The sequence below is a fragment of the Solidesulfovibrio magneticus RS-1 genome (assembly GCF_000010665.1).
Taxonomy (GTDB): domain Bacteria; phylum Desulfobacterota; class Desulfovibrionia; order Desulfovibrionales; family Desulfovibrionaceae; genus Solidesulfovibrio; species Solidesulfovibrio magneticus.
Genome location: NC_012796.1, coordinates 1,983,874 through 2,001,670, shown reverse-complemented (window position 1 = coordinate 2,001,670; position 17,797 = coordinate 1,983,874). Strand labels below are relative to the sequence as shown.

General features: G+C 65.6%; 15 protein-coding genes. 13 read left to right on the top strand and 2 right to left on the bottom strand.

All coding sequences use genetic code 11. The annotated features are described in order from the left end of the window. Nucleotides 1-33: 33 nt before the first annotated feature. Complete coding sequence (locus tag DMR_RS08435) at nt 34-822, bottom strand: MBL fold metallo-hydrolase (protein ID WP_015860484.1); 789 nt, start codon at nt 820-822, stop codon at nt 34-36. A 122-nt stretch (nt 823-944) separates the two neighbouring features. Here DMR_RS08435 and DMR_RS08430 point away from each other — a divergent pair, with 122 nt between their 5' ends. The 12 genes from DMR_RS08430 (at nt 945) to DMR_RS08375 (ending at nt 13,357) form a co-directional block, all read left to right on the top strand. Continuing rightward, nucleotides 945-2,036: an acyltransferase family protein gene (locus tag DMR_RS08430; RefSeq protein WP_015860483.1), complete on the top strand. Its 1,092-nt coding sequence runs from the start codon at nt 945-947 to the stop codon at nt 2,034-2,036. A gap of 254 nt (nt 2,037-2,290) precedes the next feature. After that, on the top strand, nt 2,291-3,835 hold the full coding sequence (locus DMR_RS08425; protein ID WP_015860482.1) for an NAD(P)H-hydrate dehydratase: 1,545 nt from the start codon (nt 2,291-2,293) through the stop codon (nt 3,833-3,835). Between the two features lie 3 nt (nt 3,836-3,838). After that, the gene (locus tag DMR_RS08420) at nt 3,839-4,291 is read left to right on the top strand and encodes a CBS domain-containing protein (protein WP_015860481.1); all 453 of its coding nucleotides are present in this window, start codon (nt 3,839-3,841) and stop codon (nt 4,289-4,291) included. Between the two features lie 8 nt (nt 4,292-4,299). Continuing rightward, complete coding sequence (gene tsaE / locus DMR_RS08415) at nt 4,300-4,809, top strand: tRNA (adenosine(37)-N6)-threonylcarbamoyltransferase complex ATPase subunit type 1 TsaE (protein WP_015860480.1); 510 nt, start codon at nt 4,300-4,302, stop codon at nt 4,807-4,809. Between the two features lie 43 nt (nt 4,810-4,852). Then, nucleotides 4,853-6,085, top strand: a complete 1,233-nt coding sequence (locus DMR_RS08410; RefSeq protein ID WP_015860479.1) for an aspartate kinase — start codon at nt 4,853-4,855, stop codon at nt 6,083-6,085. Nucleotides 6,086-6,315: 230 nt separating this feature from the next. Then, the gene (cimA, locus tag DMR_RS08405; protein WP_015860478.1) at nt 6,316-7,941 is read left to right on the top strand and encodes a citramalate synthase; all 1,626 of its coding nucleotides are present in this window, start codon (nt 6,316-6,318) and stop codon (nt 7,939-7,941) included. A gap of 236 nt (nt 7,942-8,177) precedes the next feature. Beyond that, complete coding sequence (locus tag DMR_RS08400) at nt 8,178-9,248, top strand: acyltransferase family protein (protein WP_043600336.1); 1,071 nt, start codon at nt 8,178-8,180, stop codon at nt 9,246-9,248. A gap of 158 nt (nt 9,249-9,406) precedes the next feature. Beyond that, nucleotides 9,407-9,859: a universal stress protein gene (locus DMR_RS08395; protein WP_015860476.1), complete on the top strand. Its 453-nt coding sequence runs from the start codon at nt 9,407-9,409 to the stop codon at nt 9,857-9,859. Between the two features lie 570 nt (nt 9,860-10,429). Then, nucleotides 10,430-10,678, top strand: a complete 249-nt coding sequence (locus DMR_RS08390; protein WP_015860475.1) for a hypothetical protein — start codon at nt 10,430-10,432, stop codon at nt 10,676-10,678. Between the two features lie 210 nt (nt 10,679-10,888). Further along, nucleotides 10,889-11,098: a hypothetical protein gene (locus DMR_RS08385; protein WP_015860474.1), complete on the top strand. Its 210-nt coding sequence runs from the start codon at nt 10,889-10,891 to the stop codon at nt 11,096-11,098. Between the two features lie 227 nt (nt 11,099-11,325). Further along, complete coding sequence (locus tag DMR_RS08380) at nt 11,326-12,333, top strand: CobW family GTP-binding protein (RefSeq protein WP_015860473.1); 1,008 nt, start codon at nt 11,326-11,328, stop codon at nt 12,331-12,333. Between the two features lie 4 nt (nt 12,334-12,337). Next, entirely contained in the window at nt 12,338-13,357 is a 1,020-nt protein-coding gene (locus DMR_RS08375; protein ID WP_043600333.1) for a WD40 repeat domain-containing protein, read from the top strand. Nucleotides 13,358-13,845: 488 nt separating this feature from the next. On the opposite strand, the gene DMR_RS08370 is transcribed toward DMR_RS08375, so the two are convergent. Further along, nucleotides 13,846-16,605 (bottom strand): PAS domain S-box protein, encoded by a 2,760-nt coding sequence (locus tag DMR_RS08370; protein ID WP_015860471.1) that lies wholly within the window; start codon nt 16,603-16,605, stop codon nt 13,846-13,848. Nucleotides 16,606-16,790: 185 nt separating this feature from the next. Between DMR_RS08370 and DMR_RS08365 the strand changes: the two genes are divergently transcribed. Then, nucleotides 16,791-17,696 carry an NAD(P)/FAD-dependent oxidoreductase gene (locus tag DMR_RS08365; RefSeq protein WP_043600331.1) on the top strand — a complete coding sequence of 302 codons (906 nt, stop codon included), beginning with the start codon at nt 16,791-16,793 and terminating at the stop codon, nt 17,694-17,696. Nucleotides 17,697-17,797 lie beyond the last annotated feature (101 nt).

Sequence of the window (17,797 nt, the reverse complement as noted above, 5' to 3'; positions counted from 1 at the left end):
CCTTCTGTTGGGGCGTATCGCCGGGAATACGCCCTAGGAAGCTTCGAAGACCTCCCCCGGCTCGGGCAGAAACGCCCGGATCGAGGCGTCGGTGAGCATCCGGCGGATGGCGTCGCCGCGCTCCCGGCGCACCTCGCGCCGCACATGGACCACGGCCAACGCCTCGACCCAGGCCGCTTCGGCCGCTTCGACAGCCTCGGACACCGAGCCGTGGCCGGGCACGCCCGCTTCCAGGCCGTACGCTTCCAGCACGGCCAGGGAACACCCCGAAGCCAGCTCCAGCCCCTTGGCCGTCATCGGCCCGTCGCCGCCGTAATACAGCGCCCCAAGCCGGGTTTCGAGCCGCAGCCCCAGACACGGCGCGCCGTGCCCGGTCAACTCCGCCCGAGCGCCAAAACCGGCTAGGTCGAAAGCCACGCCCGGCCGGGCCTCGATCCCGACAATCTCGAATGACAGCTTCTCCCGCAGATTCGGATAGGCCAGATCCAGGGCGGCCAGCACCTTGGCCGCAACCCCGGCCCCGCCGTGGACGCAAAGCGGCCGCGAGCGCCCCTGCTCGTGGAGCCGGGCGATCAACCAGGGCAGGCCCAGGAAATGGTCGCCGTGGAAATGGGAAATCCAGACCGCGTCCGGCCCATCCTGACGGTCGGCCGGGGCAATGGCCGGACAGGCGAAAAACGCCGCCCCTGCCGTGAAGCCGCAGTCGAGCAGGACCGTGCGCCGCGTCTCGCCGGCCAGGCCGGCCAGGCCGGCCACAAACAGGCTCGTGTTGGCCAGCCCCTCGTCAAACGCCTCGCCCACGCCCACAAAAACCACCCGCATGGCCGACAACCTCCGCAACCTTGCAATATTTGCCGCTTTTCGCCAAAGTCCTGGGACGCTAACGCCCCGCGCGCCGCACAACCGGCGCGCCCGTCGCACCCCAAACAGCAAAGGAAGCCCTCATGCAGCGCCGCGTCACCCAGATCGAAAGCATCCGGGTTCTGGCCATGTTCGCCATCTTCTTCTACCACGTCTGGACCGTGCTGCCCGACGGCGGCGCGCAAAATCCCTTCGGCCCCATCCTCGGCGACATCATGAGCCAAGGCTATCTCGGCGTCGTGGTCTTCAACGCCATCACCGGCTTCGTCCTCACCTTGCCCCACGCCAATCCGGGCGGCAAGCCGCCCATGGCCTACTTCGACTTCTTCCGCCGCCGCTTTGGCCGCATCACCCCGCAGTACTACCTGTCCCTGGCCCTGTGGAGCCTGGTGGCCCTGCTTGCCGGAGCCATGCCCCTGGCCGCGCTCGGGGCCTGCGTGGCCGAAAAGCTCTTTTTCGTCCAGACCTTCGACCCCACCCGCTTTTTCTGCCTGGAGCCGGCACTGTGGTGGATGGGCCTGCTCGCCCAGTTCTACCTGACCTTCCCGCTTTTGCTGAAGCTTTTCGAAAAGTACAGCCCGGCCAAGGCCGCCGCCGTCTGCGTCGGAGCCGGCTGGGGCCTGTGGCTGATCCTGTCGCTTCTGGCCAAGGTCAGCGACACGGCCGCGCTGTTCGATTACATGCTCTACTTCAACCTGCCCTACCGCCTGCCGGAATTCGCCCTGGGCATGGCCTTCGCCATGGCCTGGAAGGCCCGGGCCGCCGCCCCGCGCCAGGGCGACCTGGAAACCGGCGTGCCCACGACCTGGCTCATCGGCTTTTTGGCCGCCACCTACGCCGCCCTGCCCTTGGCCATTGTCTTCAAAAGCGCCCTGCCGGCCCTGCTTGCCCATATGCTCCTCACCGTCGCCTGCCTGGGGCTGGCCGGAACGCTTTTCGTCTGGCCGGCCATGGCCCGCATCGGGGCCAAGCCGGCGGTGGCCCTGGCCGCCGCCACCTCCTACAGCTTCTATCTGCTCCACCAGCCCATCCTGGGCTACGGGGCCGATCTGCTACGCGGCCATCTGCACCCCTTCGCCGCCATGTGCCTGCTGACCGTGGTCAGCCTGCCGCTGTCCTATTACCTGTCGCGCGTCCAGGACGACCTCGTGGCGCGCTTTGACGCCAAGAAATAGGAGGAGAAGAGAAAACGAAGAGCGGGGCTCCGCCCCGCGCCCCGCCGGGGGCCTCAGGCCCCCGGACCCCCGACATGGCCTGCGGTCTCCCCGCAGCCTTCCTGTTCGGGGCGGGCCTTGGGACTTCAGGCTATGCCTGAAGCCCCAAGGCCCGCCCCAGACAGGGAGGGTCCGGGAGGGGGTTACCCCCTCCCGGCCGCCGGAGGCATTCTTCGTCTTCCCTCTTTACTCTTCTCCGCCCACAGGAGACGCCCATGTCCCAAGATGCCAGTCCCTTTGATCCCTTGCCGACCCCTGAGGAAATCGCCGGTTGGGATCAGGCCAGCGTGGCCGAGTGCGGCATGTCGTTCCTGGCGCTCATGGAAAACGCCAGCCGCGAGGCCTATCACGCCCTGGTTGGCGAGGTGGGTGAGTTGGCCGGCAAGCGGGTGCTCTTGCTGGCCGGACCGGGCAACAACGGCGGCGACGCCGTGGCCCTGGCCCGGCATCTGCATAACCGTGGCGCGGACGTGACCCTGGCCTTGGCCCGCCCCCGGGGACAGTACAAGGGCGCAGCCGGCTACAACGTCCGGCTGGCGGCCAAGCTTGGCCTGCCCATGATTGCCCTGGTCAAGGCGGATCTTTCCGGGGCCGACGCGCCCGACATCATCGTGGACGGGCTGCTTGGCACGGGCTTTCGCGGCGAGCTGCGGCCGGACATGGCGGCCGTGGTCGAGGCCGTCAACCGGCTGGCCGGGCGGTCGTACATTTTCGCCCTGGACATTCCCTCGGGCCTGGACGGCCTGCATGGCCGGCCTTCGCCCGTGGCTGTGCGGGCCGATGCCACGGTGGCCTTCGAGGCGGCCAAGACCGGGCTGGTCGCCGCCCCGGCCGCGCCCTTTGTCGGCAAGCTGCTGGTGCGCGACATCGGCATCCCGACCCTTATCAAGGAGCGTCACCCTTGCCGGGCCGGGCGCATCGCCCCGCGCGTCATGGGGCTTGTCGGCCCGGCCGATCCGCTGCTCCACAAGGGCAGCGCCGGCCGGGTGGTTGTGGTCGGCGGCAGCCGGGGGCTTACCGGCGCGCCGCTTCTGGCCGGCCTTGGGGCGCTTCGGGCCGGCTCGGGGCTGGTCAGCGTGGCCTGTCCCGGCGCGGTGGAAATCGCGCTCAAGGCCGGTTTTCCCGACGTCATGACCATGCCCATGGGCACGTGCGGCCATTTCACGGCTGCCGAGGCCCAGGCCGTGCGCGAGTTTGCCGCCGGAGCCGGGGCCCTCGCCCTGGGGCCGGGCCTGGGCCGCCATCCCGACACGGCCGGTTTTTTGACCGCGCTTTTGCCCCTGCCCTGCCCCTTGGTCTTGGACGCCGACGCCCTGCATTTCTTGGCCGACGACCGCGAACTGGCGGCAAAAATAGAAAATAACGCCGTCATGACGCCCCATCCCGGCGAGGCGGCCCGGCTGCTCGGCACGGACATCCCCGGCGTGGAGGCCGACCGGATGGCCTCGGCCCGGGAACTGGCCGCGCGCTACGGCTGCGTGGCCGTGCTCAAGGGGCCGGCCACGGTGGTGGCCACACCCGAAGGCTATGTGGCCGTCAGCCCCGTCATCGCCCCGAATTTGGCCGTGGGCGGCTCGGGCGACGTGCTCTCGGGACTGCTGGCCAGTCTGCTGGCGCGCCGTCTTTCCCCCTTGCTCGCCGCAAGCCTTGCGGTGTATTGGCATGGTCGCGCCGGCGAAGCCCTCGCCGACGCCTATCCCGCACGGGGCAACCTGGCCTCGGAAATCGCCGACATGCTGCCCCGGGCCGCAACGGAGTAACGGATGCTCACAGCCAAGGACGTGATGACCGCAAACGTCGTCACCATCAACGAAGACACGGACATCACCGCCGCCGCCACGCTGCTTTTTGAAAAGGGCTACAACGGCGTGCCCGTGGTCAACGCCGCCGGCAAACTGACCGGCATTCTCTGCCAGGCCGATCTGGTGGCCCAGCAAAAAAAGCTGTCCCTGCCCTCGGTGTTCTCCCTGCTCGACGGTTTCATTCCCCTGGGTTCCATGAAGGACCTGGACCGGGAAGTGGAAAAGATGTCGGCCCTGACCGCGTTTCACGCCATGACCGCCAAACCGGTCACCGTGACCCCGGAAACGCTTATCGACGAAGTGGCCACGCTCATGACCGAAAAGGGCTACCACACCATTCCGGTCGTCTCCGGCGACGCCATCGTCGGCATCATCGGCATGCGCGACATCCTGGGCACGCTGCTCAAAAAGTAGCCCGGGACATGGACCCCAGCCAACCAGCGCGCCTGCGGCTGCCGGACGAGGCGGCCACACTGGAACTCGGCCGTATTTTGGCCGAAATCCTGGCCAACCCGGCCACCCGGGCCGCCCTGCTCTTGCGCGGCGACCTCGGATCAGGCAAAACCACCCTCGTCCGGGGACTGGCCGGGGCGTTGCCCGGCGGCGACGAGGCCGAGGTGGCCAGTCCAAGTTTCAATATCGTCAATGTCTACCCGACCCGGCCCGAGGTGTTCCACGTCGATCTCTACCGGATTCCCGGCGGCGATCCCTGCGTGGAGGAGCACCTGGAAGCGGCTTTGGAAAACCAGGCCGTGGCGGTCGTGGAATGGGCGCAGCATCTGTCCCGGGCGCTTGCGCCGCCGGATCGCCTGGAATGCGACTGGCTGCCGGTCCCCTCGGGGAGGCTGTGCGAATTGACTGCCCACGGGCGGCGGGGCGCGGCGGCCCTGACCGCCTTGATCGCGGCCTGTCCGAACCTGCTTGACCGCTAGCAGGCCGGGCAAGGACGCTTTTCCCGAATCATCGGAGGCTTCCATGCGGATTATGGTGCAAAAATACGGCGGCACGTCGGTCAAGGGCCTGGAGCGCATGCGCCTGGTCCTGGCCCGCATCCAGAAGGCCCATCAAGAGGGCTTCAAGGTCGTCGTGGCCCTCTCGGCCATGTCCGGCGAGACCAACCGGCTCCTCGACATGGCCAAGGAATTTTCCCCCAATCCCGATCCGGCCGAACTCGACGTGCTGGTCACCACCGGCGAACAGGCGTCCGTGGCGCTATTCGCCATGTTGTGCAAGGACGCCGGACTGCGCGCCCGGTCGCTGCTCGGGTTCCAGATTCCCATCACCACCAATTCCAATTTCTGCCGCGCCCGCATCATGGACATCGACACCCAGCGTCTGCGCGGCCTGCTGGAGGATTACGACGTGCTGGTGGTGGCCGGCTTCCAGGGCGTGGACTGCCTGGGCCGTCTGACGACGCTCGGCCGTGGTGGCTCGGACACCACGGGCGTGGCTCTGGCCGCCGCCCTGGAGGCCGAGGTCTGCGAGATCTACACCGACGTCAACGGCGTCTACACCACCGACCCCAACCTGTGCAGCAACGCCCGCAAGCTCGACCGCATCTCCTATGACGAGATGCTGGAATTCTCCAGCATGGGGGCCAAGGTCCTGCAAATCCGTTCGGTGGAGTTCGCCAAGAAATTCAACGTGCCGGTCCGCGTCCGCTCGACGTTCACCGACGATCCCGGCACCCTGGTCACTTTGGAGGATACGGAAATGGAAGACGTCCTGGTTTCGGGCATCGCCTACGACAAGGACCAGTGCCGCATCACGGTGCGCAACGTCATGGACCGCCCGGGCGTCGCCGCCGCCATCTTCGCCCCCATCGCCGAAGCCGGCATCCTGGTCGACATGATCATCCAGAACACCGGACGCGAAGGCCGCACAGACATGACCTTCACCATCTCCCGGGGCAACCTCGACAAGACCCTGGCCATTCTCGAAAAGCTCAAGCCCGAGATCGGCGCGGCCGAGATCCAGCACGACACCAACGTCTGCAAGGTCTCGGTCATTGGCGTGGGCATGCGCAGCCACTCCGGGGTCGCCTCCATGATGTTCACGATCCTGAAAAAGGAGAACATCAACATCCTCATGATCGCCACCTCCGAAATTAAGATTACCTGCCTCATCGAGGAAAAGTACCTCGAACTGGCCGTTCGGACCCTGCACGACGCCTTCGGGCTATCCCAGGCTCCCACCCCGGCCTGCTAGCGCCCGCCCGGTCAGCCCCGACGACGCTGACCAGGACGGAACGCCGGCATTGCCGCGTTTTCCGCGAAGAGCCTGACACCTCTTCCGAAAACGCGGCAAGGCAGGTTCCCCCGCGAAACAATCCTGCGTTTCGCGACCAGGGCCGGCCCAAACGCATCCCGCGTTCGCCCGGCCGGCACGCACCGCCCGGGCGCGCCCCAAAGCGCGCCCGGACACCCACGAGCGACACCATGCGACGCGTTTCCATCTACGACACGACCCTTCGCGACGGCACCCAGGCCGAGGACATCAGCCTCACCACCGAGGACAAGCTGCGCATCGCGCTCAAGCTCGACGAGCTCGGCGTGGCCTACATCGAAGGCGGCTGGCCCGGATCGAACCCCACCGACAAGCGGTTTTTCCAGGAAATCCAGAACTACAGCTTCAAGAACGCGGCCATCGCCGCCTTCGGCAGCACCCACGCCCACCGTGGCACGGCCGCCACCGACCCCAATTTGAAGGCCCTGGTGGAATCCGGCGCGCCCGTGGTCACCATCTTCGGCAAATCCTGGGACATCCACGTCACCGAGGCCCTGGGCACCACCCTGCCGCGTAACCTGGAGCTGGTCGGCGACTCCCTGGCCTTCCTGCGGCCCCACGTGAAGGAACTCTTTTTCGACGCCGAGCACTTCTTCGACGGCTTCACCGCCAACCCGGACTACGCCTTGGCCGTTCTCAAAAAGGCCCACGAGGCCGGAGCCGACGTGCTCGTCTTATGCGACACCAACGGCGGCACCCTGCCCGGCGACTTCCGCCGCATGGTCGAGGCCGTGACCACGGCCCTGCCCGGGGTAGCCTTCGGCGTCCACGCCCACAACGACTCCGGCGTGGCCGTGGCCAATTCCATCGAAGCCGTGGTCCTGGGAGCCTGCCAGGTCCAGGGGACGATAAACGGCTACGGCGAACGCTGCGGCAACGCCAACCTGTGCTCCATCATCCCGTCCCTGACGCTGAAGTGCGGGATCGCCTGCCTGCCCGAGGGCAAGCTGCCGCTGATTACCCCCACGGCCCACTTCGTCTCCGAGATGGTCAACCAGGCCCCGCCTTCCAACCAGCCCTACGTCGGCGACGCCGCCTTTGCCCACAAGGGCGGCATCCACGTCTCGGCCGTGGTCAAAAATCCGCGTACCTACGAACACATCACCCCGGAAACCGTGGGCAACGCGCGCCGGGTGCTGCTGTCCGACCTGTCGGGCCAGTCCAACATCCTCTACAAGGCCCGGGAATTCGGCTTCGACCTCGACAAGAACGACCCCTTCGTGCTGGAGCTTTTGTCCACCATCAAGGAACGCGAGGCCATGGGTTACGAGTATTCGGCCGCCGAAGCCTCCTACGAGCTGCTTTTAAATCGCGTCCTTGGCCGGGCGCGCAGCTACTTCACCGTCACCCGCTACCGGGTGCTCGACGACAACGTCTATGACCGGGCCGAACCCATCACCGAAGCCACGGTCATGATCAAGGTGGGCGGGCGCATCAAGCACACCGCCGCCGCCGGCATGGGGCCGGTCAACGCCCTGGACAAGGCCATCCGCAAGGCCCTGCGCGGCTTCTACCCGCGCCTGGCCGAAATGCGGCTGCTCGACTTCAAGGTCCGGGTGCTCTCGGGGCTTAAGCGCGACGACTGCGAACCCGGCGGCTGCGGCACGGCCTCCCACGTGCGCGTCTTGGTTGAATGCGGCGACGCCGCCAAACGCTGGGTGACCGTGGGCGTGTCCCACAACGTCATCGAAGCCAGCTTCCAGGCCATGGAAGACGCCATCAACTACAAGCTCTTCAGCGACGACAAGGCCAAGCTGACGAAAGCGCTGAAGGGATAAGGCCAACATAAAAACAGACAATTGCTGCGGTGAGAGACGAGAAGGAAGAATGCCTCCGGCGGCCAAAGGGGCTGAGCCCCTTTGGAAACCCCAATTGGGGTGAGGTGATCCGCCGGGGGAGATGACGATAGGCGATAGTTTGCTATGATACCGGCCCGCTTCGGTGAGAGGCGGGCCATTTTTTGGAACGTCAGCCTGCCGCCGGCAGCGCGAATACAAAGAGGCGACGCCGTTTCATGGGTCTGGTCCGCTTTCTCCTGGCCGCCGCCGTGGTCATCAACCACACCGGCCCCCTTTACGGTCTGGTCATGACCGACGCCTACATGGCCATCAAGGTCTTTTTCATCATCTCGGGCTTCTATATGGCGCTCATCCTGACCGAGAAATACAACGGGCCGGGCCAGACGCGCCTTTTCTATTCCAACCGCTTCCTGCGCCTGTTTCCGCTCTACTGGGCCGTGCTCCTGCTCTCGCTTGGGGTGTCGCTGGTCTTCAAGTTCGGCCTGCACACCGCCTTGCTCCTGGGGCCGTGGCAGACCTGGCTGCACAAGCTCGACCCGGCCGTGGCCGCGCTCTTGGCCGCCGCCAACCTCACCATCTTCGGCCAGGACATCCTCTTTTTCAGCCACATCACCGACGCCGGCACGCTCTCGTTTTCCGCCGACGCCCTCTACCGCCCGACCCCGGCCTGGTTTTTCCTGCTCATCCCCCAGGCCTGGACCGTGTCCCTGGAACTCGTCTTTTATGCCTTTGCTCCCTGGCTCGTGCGCCGGGGAACCGGCACGCTGCTGGCCCTGGCCGGTCTGAGCTTCGGCCTGCGCGCCCTGGTCTACCTGGCCGACCTGCCGTTTGATCCTTGGAAACAGCGCTTTTTTCCGGTGGAATGCGGCTTTTTTCTCCTGGGCATCCTGTCCTACCGGCTCTACGTTGCGCTCAAACCCGTGGTCTTTCCCCAGCCGGCCCTGTGGACGGTCTTTGGCCTCTACCTCGCCTCCATCCTGGGCTATCAGTTCCTGCCCGGCTTTTACGTCAAGGAATTCTATCTCTACACGGCCACCGTCCTGTCCGTCCCCCTGCTCTTCCGGCTGACCAAGCGCCTGCCCCTGGACCGGGCCGTGGGCGAGCTGTCCTATCCCATCTACATCACCCACTGGACGGTCATCATGGCCGTGGAATACGCCTGCGGCCGGACCCATCTGCCGGTCATCGCCCTGATCGTCACCGTAGCGGCGAGCCTGGCGCTCAATAAGCTTGTGGCCGATCCCATTGAGCGCATCCGCCAGCGCCGGGTGCTGGCCAGCCGCTAAAATCCCCCTACAGGCGCCCGCCGCATCCGGCCAGTTGCCGCCTGCCCGCCGACGTCGGAGCTCTTTCCTGCACTTTTCCAGCCCGTGCGGCCTTTTACATTTTTTCGCGCCGTGGTAGCTTGTCCCCAAGCCAAACCCCAAACACGCGAGGAACCGCCATGGTTGCCATCAAGACCATTCTGTGCGCCCTGGATTTTTCCGAAGTCAGCCCCAAGGTCGCCGCCTACGCCAAGACCCTGGCCGAGGCCCTGGGAGCCAAGGTCGTGGCCCTGTACGTGGCCCCGTCGCTGACCCAGTATGTGGAGTTCCACGTCCAGGCCAGCTACATCGACGATTTCGTCTCCGGCATCGTCAGCGGCGCGTCCGAGACCATGGATTCCTTTGTGCAGGAGTTTTTTAAGGGCGTGCCCGTGGAAGGCCGGGTCGTGTCCGGCTACGCCGCCGAGGAAATCGTCAGCGCCGCCGAGGAAGTGGGCGCGGACCTTATTGTGTTGGGCACCCACGGCCGCAAGGGCATCGACAAGATCCTGTTCGGTTCCGTCGCCGAAAAGGTCATCAAGACCGCCAAGGCCCCGGTGCTGTCCATGCGCCCGGAAGACAAGGCCTCCTAGCGCCGCGTGCGGCCAAGCCGCGCCCGCCGCTTCGAGGACCATACGCCAAGGCGATTCGCCGACGAGCCGTGACGGCTCCGGCCGCCCCTGGGCCGGCGTCCCTGCTGGCGTTGCCCGCCGCCTCCCACCACCCGTCCCGCCTTCCCGGCGGGACGGGTGAACGCCTTTGCCGCCGGCGAACACCCCATCCGGCCGGCCTCACTCCCCAGGCTCGCCCCGTACCAAGCAGACCCCTTGACGGCATTCCGGCGGTCGGTTGTCGCCAACCGCGCTTTCCGTCGGCTTTCCCGCCCTGGGTCCTTCCTGGCGCTTTCTGACGTCATTTGACGGCGAAACTGGCATCGTCATTAATGTCACAATTTCCTGCCAACATCTGACTAAGCCTTCGCGCCGGACACAACATCGCACCCTATTTGAGAAGTCGACACCAAAGCCATCATATAATGGTATTTTTTCACAGTCACGGGTTGCCCCTGGCCTCAGTCATTTTGACATTGATTTTTACCCCAGAAGGGTTAAGGGGTAACCGAACAGAGATTTCTCGAAATTTGTCAAAAGGAGCTAAAAATCATGCAGAAGCAAACCCTCGAAAAAGTTTTCGAGTACGCCTCCTCGCCAGTCCACGGGACGCTCTCCCGAAAACTCCGTAAAGGCGTGAAAATCCAGATCAACGAAGGAAAAATCCACGAAGCCGCCACGCTCTTTCTCGGCGACGAGTTCGTGCGCGTCACCGTCAAACAGGGCGAGGAAACCTGCAACACCTACTACTCCTGGGACAAAATCTGCTGCGTCACCACCATCGGCAAAGTTGAAGACTAACCCGACGCTCCGGAGAGGGGTTTTGCACATGAGGGCAAAATCCGGCTGATATTTGGCCCGCGCCGGCCCCCCCTCTCCCGACGCGGACCATGCGCCGCTCCGTCTCTCCACGGGGCGGCGTTCTTTTTGCCATTTTCGGCATTACTGCCGTCGTTCTCCTACTTGCCAATTAAAAGATAATGACTATTCTTATCAAAAAGGAGGAAGGCCATGAACACCTCCCTGCATAGCGACTACAAGGGTTTCTCCATCGACCTGACCCCGCGCGGCGACTACTGCGCCTCCTTCGCCGCCGACATCCGCGACGGCCAGGGACATCTGCTCCATCACCTCGGCGTGGCCGGCAACACCGAAACCCGCGCCGTGGAGCGCGGTCGAGAACTGGTCGAATTCGAACTGGCCTATGGCCGGCTCCAGTAACCCCGGCCGTACTAGGCCGGTCCCGGGAGGCGCTGAGCGCTTCGGGACATGACCCCGGGCCGGCTGCGCCTCCCCCGAGACACAGTCGAACGGCGTCAGGCAGCACGATCCCAATGCCCTGTCCCCAAAGGGGCGAGACACACCTTCCCGGCCCTTCCCGACGACTGGCCCTTCGGCCGATTTGGTGATACCCCCCGGGGTCCGTAGACCAACCCCGGGGGTTTTTCATGGCATCCGTACCCGTCACCGTGCTCACCGGCTTTCTCGGGGCCGGCAAGACCACGCTGTTAAATCGCCTCCTCACCGAGGCCCACGGCCGCAAATTCGCCGTCATCGTCAACGAATTCGGCGAAATCGGCATCGACAACGACTTGGTGGTCTCCTCCGACGAGGAGATCTACCTCATGAACAACGGCTGCATCTGCTGTTCCGTGCGCGGCGACCTCATCCGCGTGCTGTCCGGCCTGGCCAAGCGCCGGGGAGCCTACGACGCCGTGCTGGTCGAGACCACCGGCCTGGCCGATCCCGCCGCCATCATCCAGACCTTTTCCATGGACGAGGACACCGGCGACGCCTTCCGCCTCGACTCCGTGGTCACGGTGGTCGATGCCCTGCATTTTCGCCGCCACGCCGCCGAAAATCGCCAGGCCCTGGAACAGGTCGTCTATGGCGACCTGATCCTGCTCAACAAGACCGACCTCGTGCCCGAGGCCGAGCTGGCCGACATCCGCCAGGCCATCTCCCGGATCAACGACACGGCCCAGGTACTGGAAACCACGCGCTGCCAGGTGCCCATGGACGTGCTCCTTGACCGCAACGCCTTTGATTTGAGCCGCCTGCCCCTGGGCCAGCCGGCGGCCGGGTCTGCCCCGGGCGGCCTGGCTCCCTACCGGCCCGAGGAAGACCATCAGCACGGTCACGTCCACGACCATGGCATCCAGTCCCTAAGCTTCACCCTGGACGCCCCCCTGGACCCGGACAAGCTCGGCGAATTCCTGCGCACGCTGCTTGCCTCCAAGGGCCAGGACATCTACCGCTCCAAGGGCATCCTGGCCGTGGCCGGGGCCAAGCAGCGCTTTATCTTCCATGGCGTGCACATGTATCTGGAAACCGCCTGGGGCACGCCCTGGGCCGAGGGCGAAACCCGCCAGAGCCGGGCCGTGTTCATCGGCCGCGACCTGGACCGCAAATCCCTTGAAGACGGCCTCGCCGGTTGCGCGGCCAAGGAGGCCTAGGGCCATGACGTTTACTCCCGACGCGGAACTCAAAGGCCTCATGCGGGCCGATTTCGGCGCGTACGTCGCCGCTTGCTCCTTTTCCCCGGACGGCGAAACCATTGCCTATGCCCTGGGCGACGGCCGCCTTGCCCTGGTCGAGGCCGAGACCGGCGAGACTGAATTCGCCGCGCCCCACACCGGCGCGGCCCTGTGTCTGGCCGCCTCGCCCCATGGCTTTCTCACCGGCGGCGACGACGGCCGGGTCGTCCTGACCACCCTGGAAACCGGCTGCCGCGAACTGGCCGCCTTCCCCGGCCAGTGGGTCGAACACGCCGCCGCCAGCCCCGACGGCCGGGTGCTGGCCGTGGCCGTGGGCAAGCAGGTGGTGCTCTTCCCCGGCCCCGACTTCGCCCCGGCTCCCCTGCCGGAACTGCAAAGCGCCGTGGCCGGCCTGGCCGTCAGCCCCGACGGTCGCACCCTGGCCGCCAGCCACTACGACGGCGTCACCGTCTACGCCCCGCCGCGCCCCGGCACGCCCGGCAACCGTCTGGAAGGGGCCGGCTCCAACCTCACCGTGGTCTTCTCCCCGGACAACGACAAGATGGCCCTGGCCACCCAGGACAAGTCCGTGCGCGTCTACGATCTGGCCCAGTCCGCCGGCTACCTGCTGGAAGGCTACCCGGCCAAGGTGCGCTGCCTGTCCTTTTCCAGCGATGGCGGCACCCTGTGGACCGGCGGCGAACGCGCCTTCGTCGGCTGGCCCGTGGGCGCGGACGTTGATCCGGCCACCCGCGAGGCCACGGTATTTGGCATCTTCGAGCACGGCATGCTCGGGGCCGTAGCCGCCCACCCCGCCCTGCCCCTGGTGGCCGGCGGCTTCGACGGCGGCGTGGTGTTCCTCGGCAGCGCCTCCCGCCAAGGGGCCGCGCCGCTGTTCGCCCTGGAAAGCCACCGCGTGACCAACCTCGTCTGGTCCCCCGACGGCCGCCGCCTGGCCGGCGGCAGCGACGGCGGGCCGGCGTTTTTCATGAAGATGGCGTAATAATCAAAGAAAAGAGTGCCTCCGGCGGCCGGGAGGGGCTAAGCCCCTCCCGGACCCTCCCTGACAGAAAAAATTTGCATCAAGGCAGGAGGTGAGGCTACGGATACGTTTAACTTAAAATAAACGACCGACTTTTTTAATATAAAACAATCCTATTTACTCATAAAAAAATGCTTTATAATCACACAAAAGCCTTTAAGCAGGCGCAACCGCTTGAGACAGTGCACCCAGTGCCACACACCACGAAGCCCCCAAAGAAAACAAACAACGAAGCAAAAACAAAAAACAAGGCAGGTACAATTGGAATGATTATAGTGTCGTTATTATTGACTCTCAACATGGAATTATCCATGAATCTACAAATAACCGAACCGATCACACTCCCATCCAGCATTGGGTCGCCTGCTTAAATGCTTTTTTCCAAGTTATGCAAAAGCCCTCCCTGGCTCAAACCAGGGAGGGCTTTGTTGTGGCGTGCCATGTGGCGTTTACTTGAGCAACTCGCCTATGGCCGTCTGGACCCGGCCCAACTCCTCCACCACCAGCCGACAGGCGTCGCGGCAGCCTGCGGAGTCGCCGGACAGGCCGGCCTCTTGCAGCTTGCGCGCGCCTTCGGTCAGCCCCCTGGCCCGCAGCGGCACGGCCATGCCGAGCAGGGTATGGGCGGCGTCGCCAGCCGCCTCCCAGTTCGCCTCCCGCATGGCGGTTTCCAAAGAAGCCGCCACCTGCGGACTCTCCTCCAGGAACATGCGGCAAATTTCCCGGGCAAAGGCCGACTTGCCCCGCTGCTCGTAATAATCAAGGTCCATGACCCCGGCGGAGGTCACGGCTGCCTTGGCCGGCTCGACCGGACGGGCCAACACCCGGCGCATGACCATGAACAGTTCGTCCACGTCCACCGGCTTGGACACGTAGTCGTCCAACCCCACCGACAAGAACCGCTCCCGGTCCCCCTTCATGCTGTAGGCGGTCAGCGCCACCACCGGCATTGCCCGGGCTGCATCTCCAGCCTCGCCTTCCCGGATGCGTCGGGTGGCTTCGGCCCCGTCCATCTCCGGCATCTGGATGTCCATGAGAACGAGGTCAGCCGGTTCCTGACACAAAAGTTCCAGGGCTTGCAGGCCCGACCCGGCCAGACGCACCTGACAGCCGGCCTCGGCCAGGAAATGCTTGAGGAAAAGGCGGTTGACCTGGTTGTCCTCGGCCAGAAGCACCCGCAAGCCGGCGAATCCGCCGGCCTGGGCGGCGGCGGTCCGACGTGCCGGTTCGGGCGCGGCCTCGGCAGCCGGGCGCAGAGACACGGTAAAAGTGAACGTGCTGCCCTGGCCCGGCACGCTCTCCACGTCGATGGCCCCGCCCATCATCTCCACCAGTCGCCGGCTGATGGCCAGCCCCAGCCCCGTGCCGCCGTAGCGCTTGGCCCGGGTGGATTCGAGCTGGGAAAAGACCTGGAAAAGCTCGTGCAACCGGTCCTCGGGAATGCCGATGCCGGTGTCGCGCACGCTGCACGAAACGAGCATGGGATCGCCCGGCCGGGCCAGGGACAACGTCACTTCCACCTCGCCCTGGTCCGTGAATTTGAGCGCGTTGCCGACCAGATTACGCACCACCTGCATGATGCGGTCAGGATCGCCATGGACCATGGCCGGCACCTGCGGATCAATGCGCACCCCCAGGGTCAGCCCCTTTTGCCGGGCCGAGAACTGGAACGATTTCATGGTCCGATCCAGGGTGTCGCGCAGGTCGAAGTCCACCGGCACGAATTCCATCTTGCCGGCCTCGATTTTGGAAAAATCCAGGATATCGTTGACGATGCCCAGAAGCGACCGGGAGGAATCAAGAATCAGTTCCAGGTTTTCCCGGATCTCCGGCCTGGGGTTTTGGGTCAGGGTCATCTGGGTGAGTCCGATGATGCCGGACAGGGGGGTGCGGATCTCGTGGCTCATGTTGGCCAGAAAGCCGCTCTTGGCTTGGCTTGCCGCCTCGGCTTGGCGTCTGGCCGTGGTCAGGTCCTCCTCGCGGCGGCGTTCCTTGACGTGGCGCAACACGCCTTCGCCAAGGAGCGTGAGGCGGTTGATGTCGTCGTCGCCATACGGCATGGCCCGGCCGGCCACAGCCAGAATAAACGTTTGGCCGTCGCCGCGAAGGGCCGTGGCCAGCCGGCTGCAGGGCGTGTCCGACACCACTGGCCGCAAGTCGCCCACGGCCATGGCCAGGCTCGGCGAGTCCCGTAGCTCGAATTCCCGCGTCCCTTCCCCAAGCCCGAAGACGGCCAGGGCCTCGCTGCCGGCAGCCAACACGGCAAAGCGGCCTGTCGCCGGGTCGGACATGGCCGCAAGCCCGCTCTGGCTGGCCGTCAAGGCCACGCCCCGCGAGAGCACGAACTCGCCAAGGGCGGCTAGGTTGGCCCCGCGCATACGCCCCAGGCGCAGCAAGGCCTCCAGGGTGTTGGCGTGCAGGGTGAGCCGGGCCGCAGTGCGGCGCGCCTCGGTCACGTCCAGGAGATGGGAAATGAAATACAGCGGCTCCCCGCCGCTGCTGCGCACGAGCTTGGCCGAGACCTGTCCCCAGACCTCCTCGCCCAGGGCATGGCGGTAACGCTTTTCGAAACGAAACTCCTCGCGCACCCCGGCCAGGGCCAGGGAAATGAAACGCGGGCTGACCGCTTCGTGGCCCTCGGCGGCCAGATCGCCCACGGTCTTGCCGAGCAGCGCCTCGGCCTCGTAGCCGAAAAACCGGCACAGTGCCTTGTTGACCCGCAAAAACTGCCCATCCAGCCCCACGATGGCCAAGCCTTCGTTGGCGTTTTCAAAAGCCAGCCGGAAAAGCTCCTCACTTTTGGCCAAGGCCTCCTCGGCCTGCCGCCGCCCGGTCACATCCACAAGCGCCGCCAAGGAGCGTCGAAAGTCCCCCGTGACGTCGTATTCGCCCACGGCGGAAAGTAACACCTCGACGACGCGCCCGTCGCTGGCCACAAGTTGGTACGGCTTGTCCGTGAGGCGGCCGTCTCGCACGAATCGCGGCATGGTGGCCTCGAAATCGGCCCGGGAGGCCGGGGTCATGAAATCGCCAAACGACCTCCCGACTACCGTGTCCAGGCCATAGCCCAAGGTCTGCCGCCACATGGCGTTGACCGACAGCAGCCGCCCCTGGCCATCCAGGGAATGCAGCATCACCGGCGCTTTTTCGTAGAGGCTGCGCACGAGCTCCAGGGACAAAACGGGATCAATGGACGGCGTATCGGCCATGCCTGGCTCCTTTGCGGGGTTGCGCTTCCTGGCCTCGGGGCTTGCCAAGCGCTCGTCGAGTGCGCATTCTACGCCAGGGTTGCGCCCAAGACAACGCGGCGCGGCCAAGGGCCATGCCCGCCACGCCTCCCGGCCGAGAGCCGGTTTTTTCCGACGCGGCGCGGCAAGGCAAGGGAGACGGCAACATGCAAAAGACCCAATGTCTCGTCATCGGCTCCGGCCCGGCCGGCCTTTCCGCCGCCATTTACACGGCCCGGGCCGGCATGGAAACACTCGTCGCCGGCTGCGAACCCAAAATCGCCGGAGATTACGACATCGACAACTATTTCGGCTTCCCGGAAACCATTTCCGGCCGCGAACTCATCGAACGCGGCGTCAAGCAGGCTCAGCGCTTTGGCGCGCGCATCGCCTGCGAACGCGTGCTGGCCGTGCACATGACCGAGACCGGCGGCTTCCACTGCGTCACCGACAAGGAGGAAATCGAGGCCGAGGCCATCGTCATCGCCGCCGGCGTCAACCGGGTGCGCCCCGGCATCGCCAACATCGGCGACTACGACGGCAAGGGCGTGTCCTACTGCGTGAGCTGCGATGGCTTTTTCTACCGGGCCCGCAAGGTGGTGGTGGTCGGCGAAGGCAACTACGCCGCCAACCAAGCCCTGGAACTGACCAATTTCACCTCCGACGTCGTCATCTACACCCAGGGCAAGGAGCCGGCCATGGACGAGCGGTTCGCCGCCAGCCTGGCCGAAGCCGGCATCATTGTCTCCACCGCCAAGATCGTGCGCCTCTCCGGCCAGCCGGCCATGACCGGCGCGACCCTGGAGGACGGGACCGAAATCGCCGCCGAGGGCCTTTTCGTGGCCATGGGGCAGGCATCGGCCCTGGATTTCGCCAAGACCCTGGGCGTCGCCACCCGGGGCGCGTTCATCGAGGCCGACCACGAGCAAAAGACCAATGTGCCGGGCGTGTTCGCCGCCGGCGACTGCGTGGGCCATTTCATGCAAATCAGCGTGGCCGTGGGCGAAGGGGCCAAGGCCGGCCGCGCCGCCATCGCCCATGTGAAGGAACGCGCCGGCAAGGACGCCAAATAAGCGGGGAGGAATGCCTCCGGCGGCCGGGAGGGGCTAAGCCCCTCCCGGACCCTCCCTGCATGGGCGCGGCGGCCAGCGTGTGTGTTGCGGTCGGGCCAGGT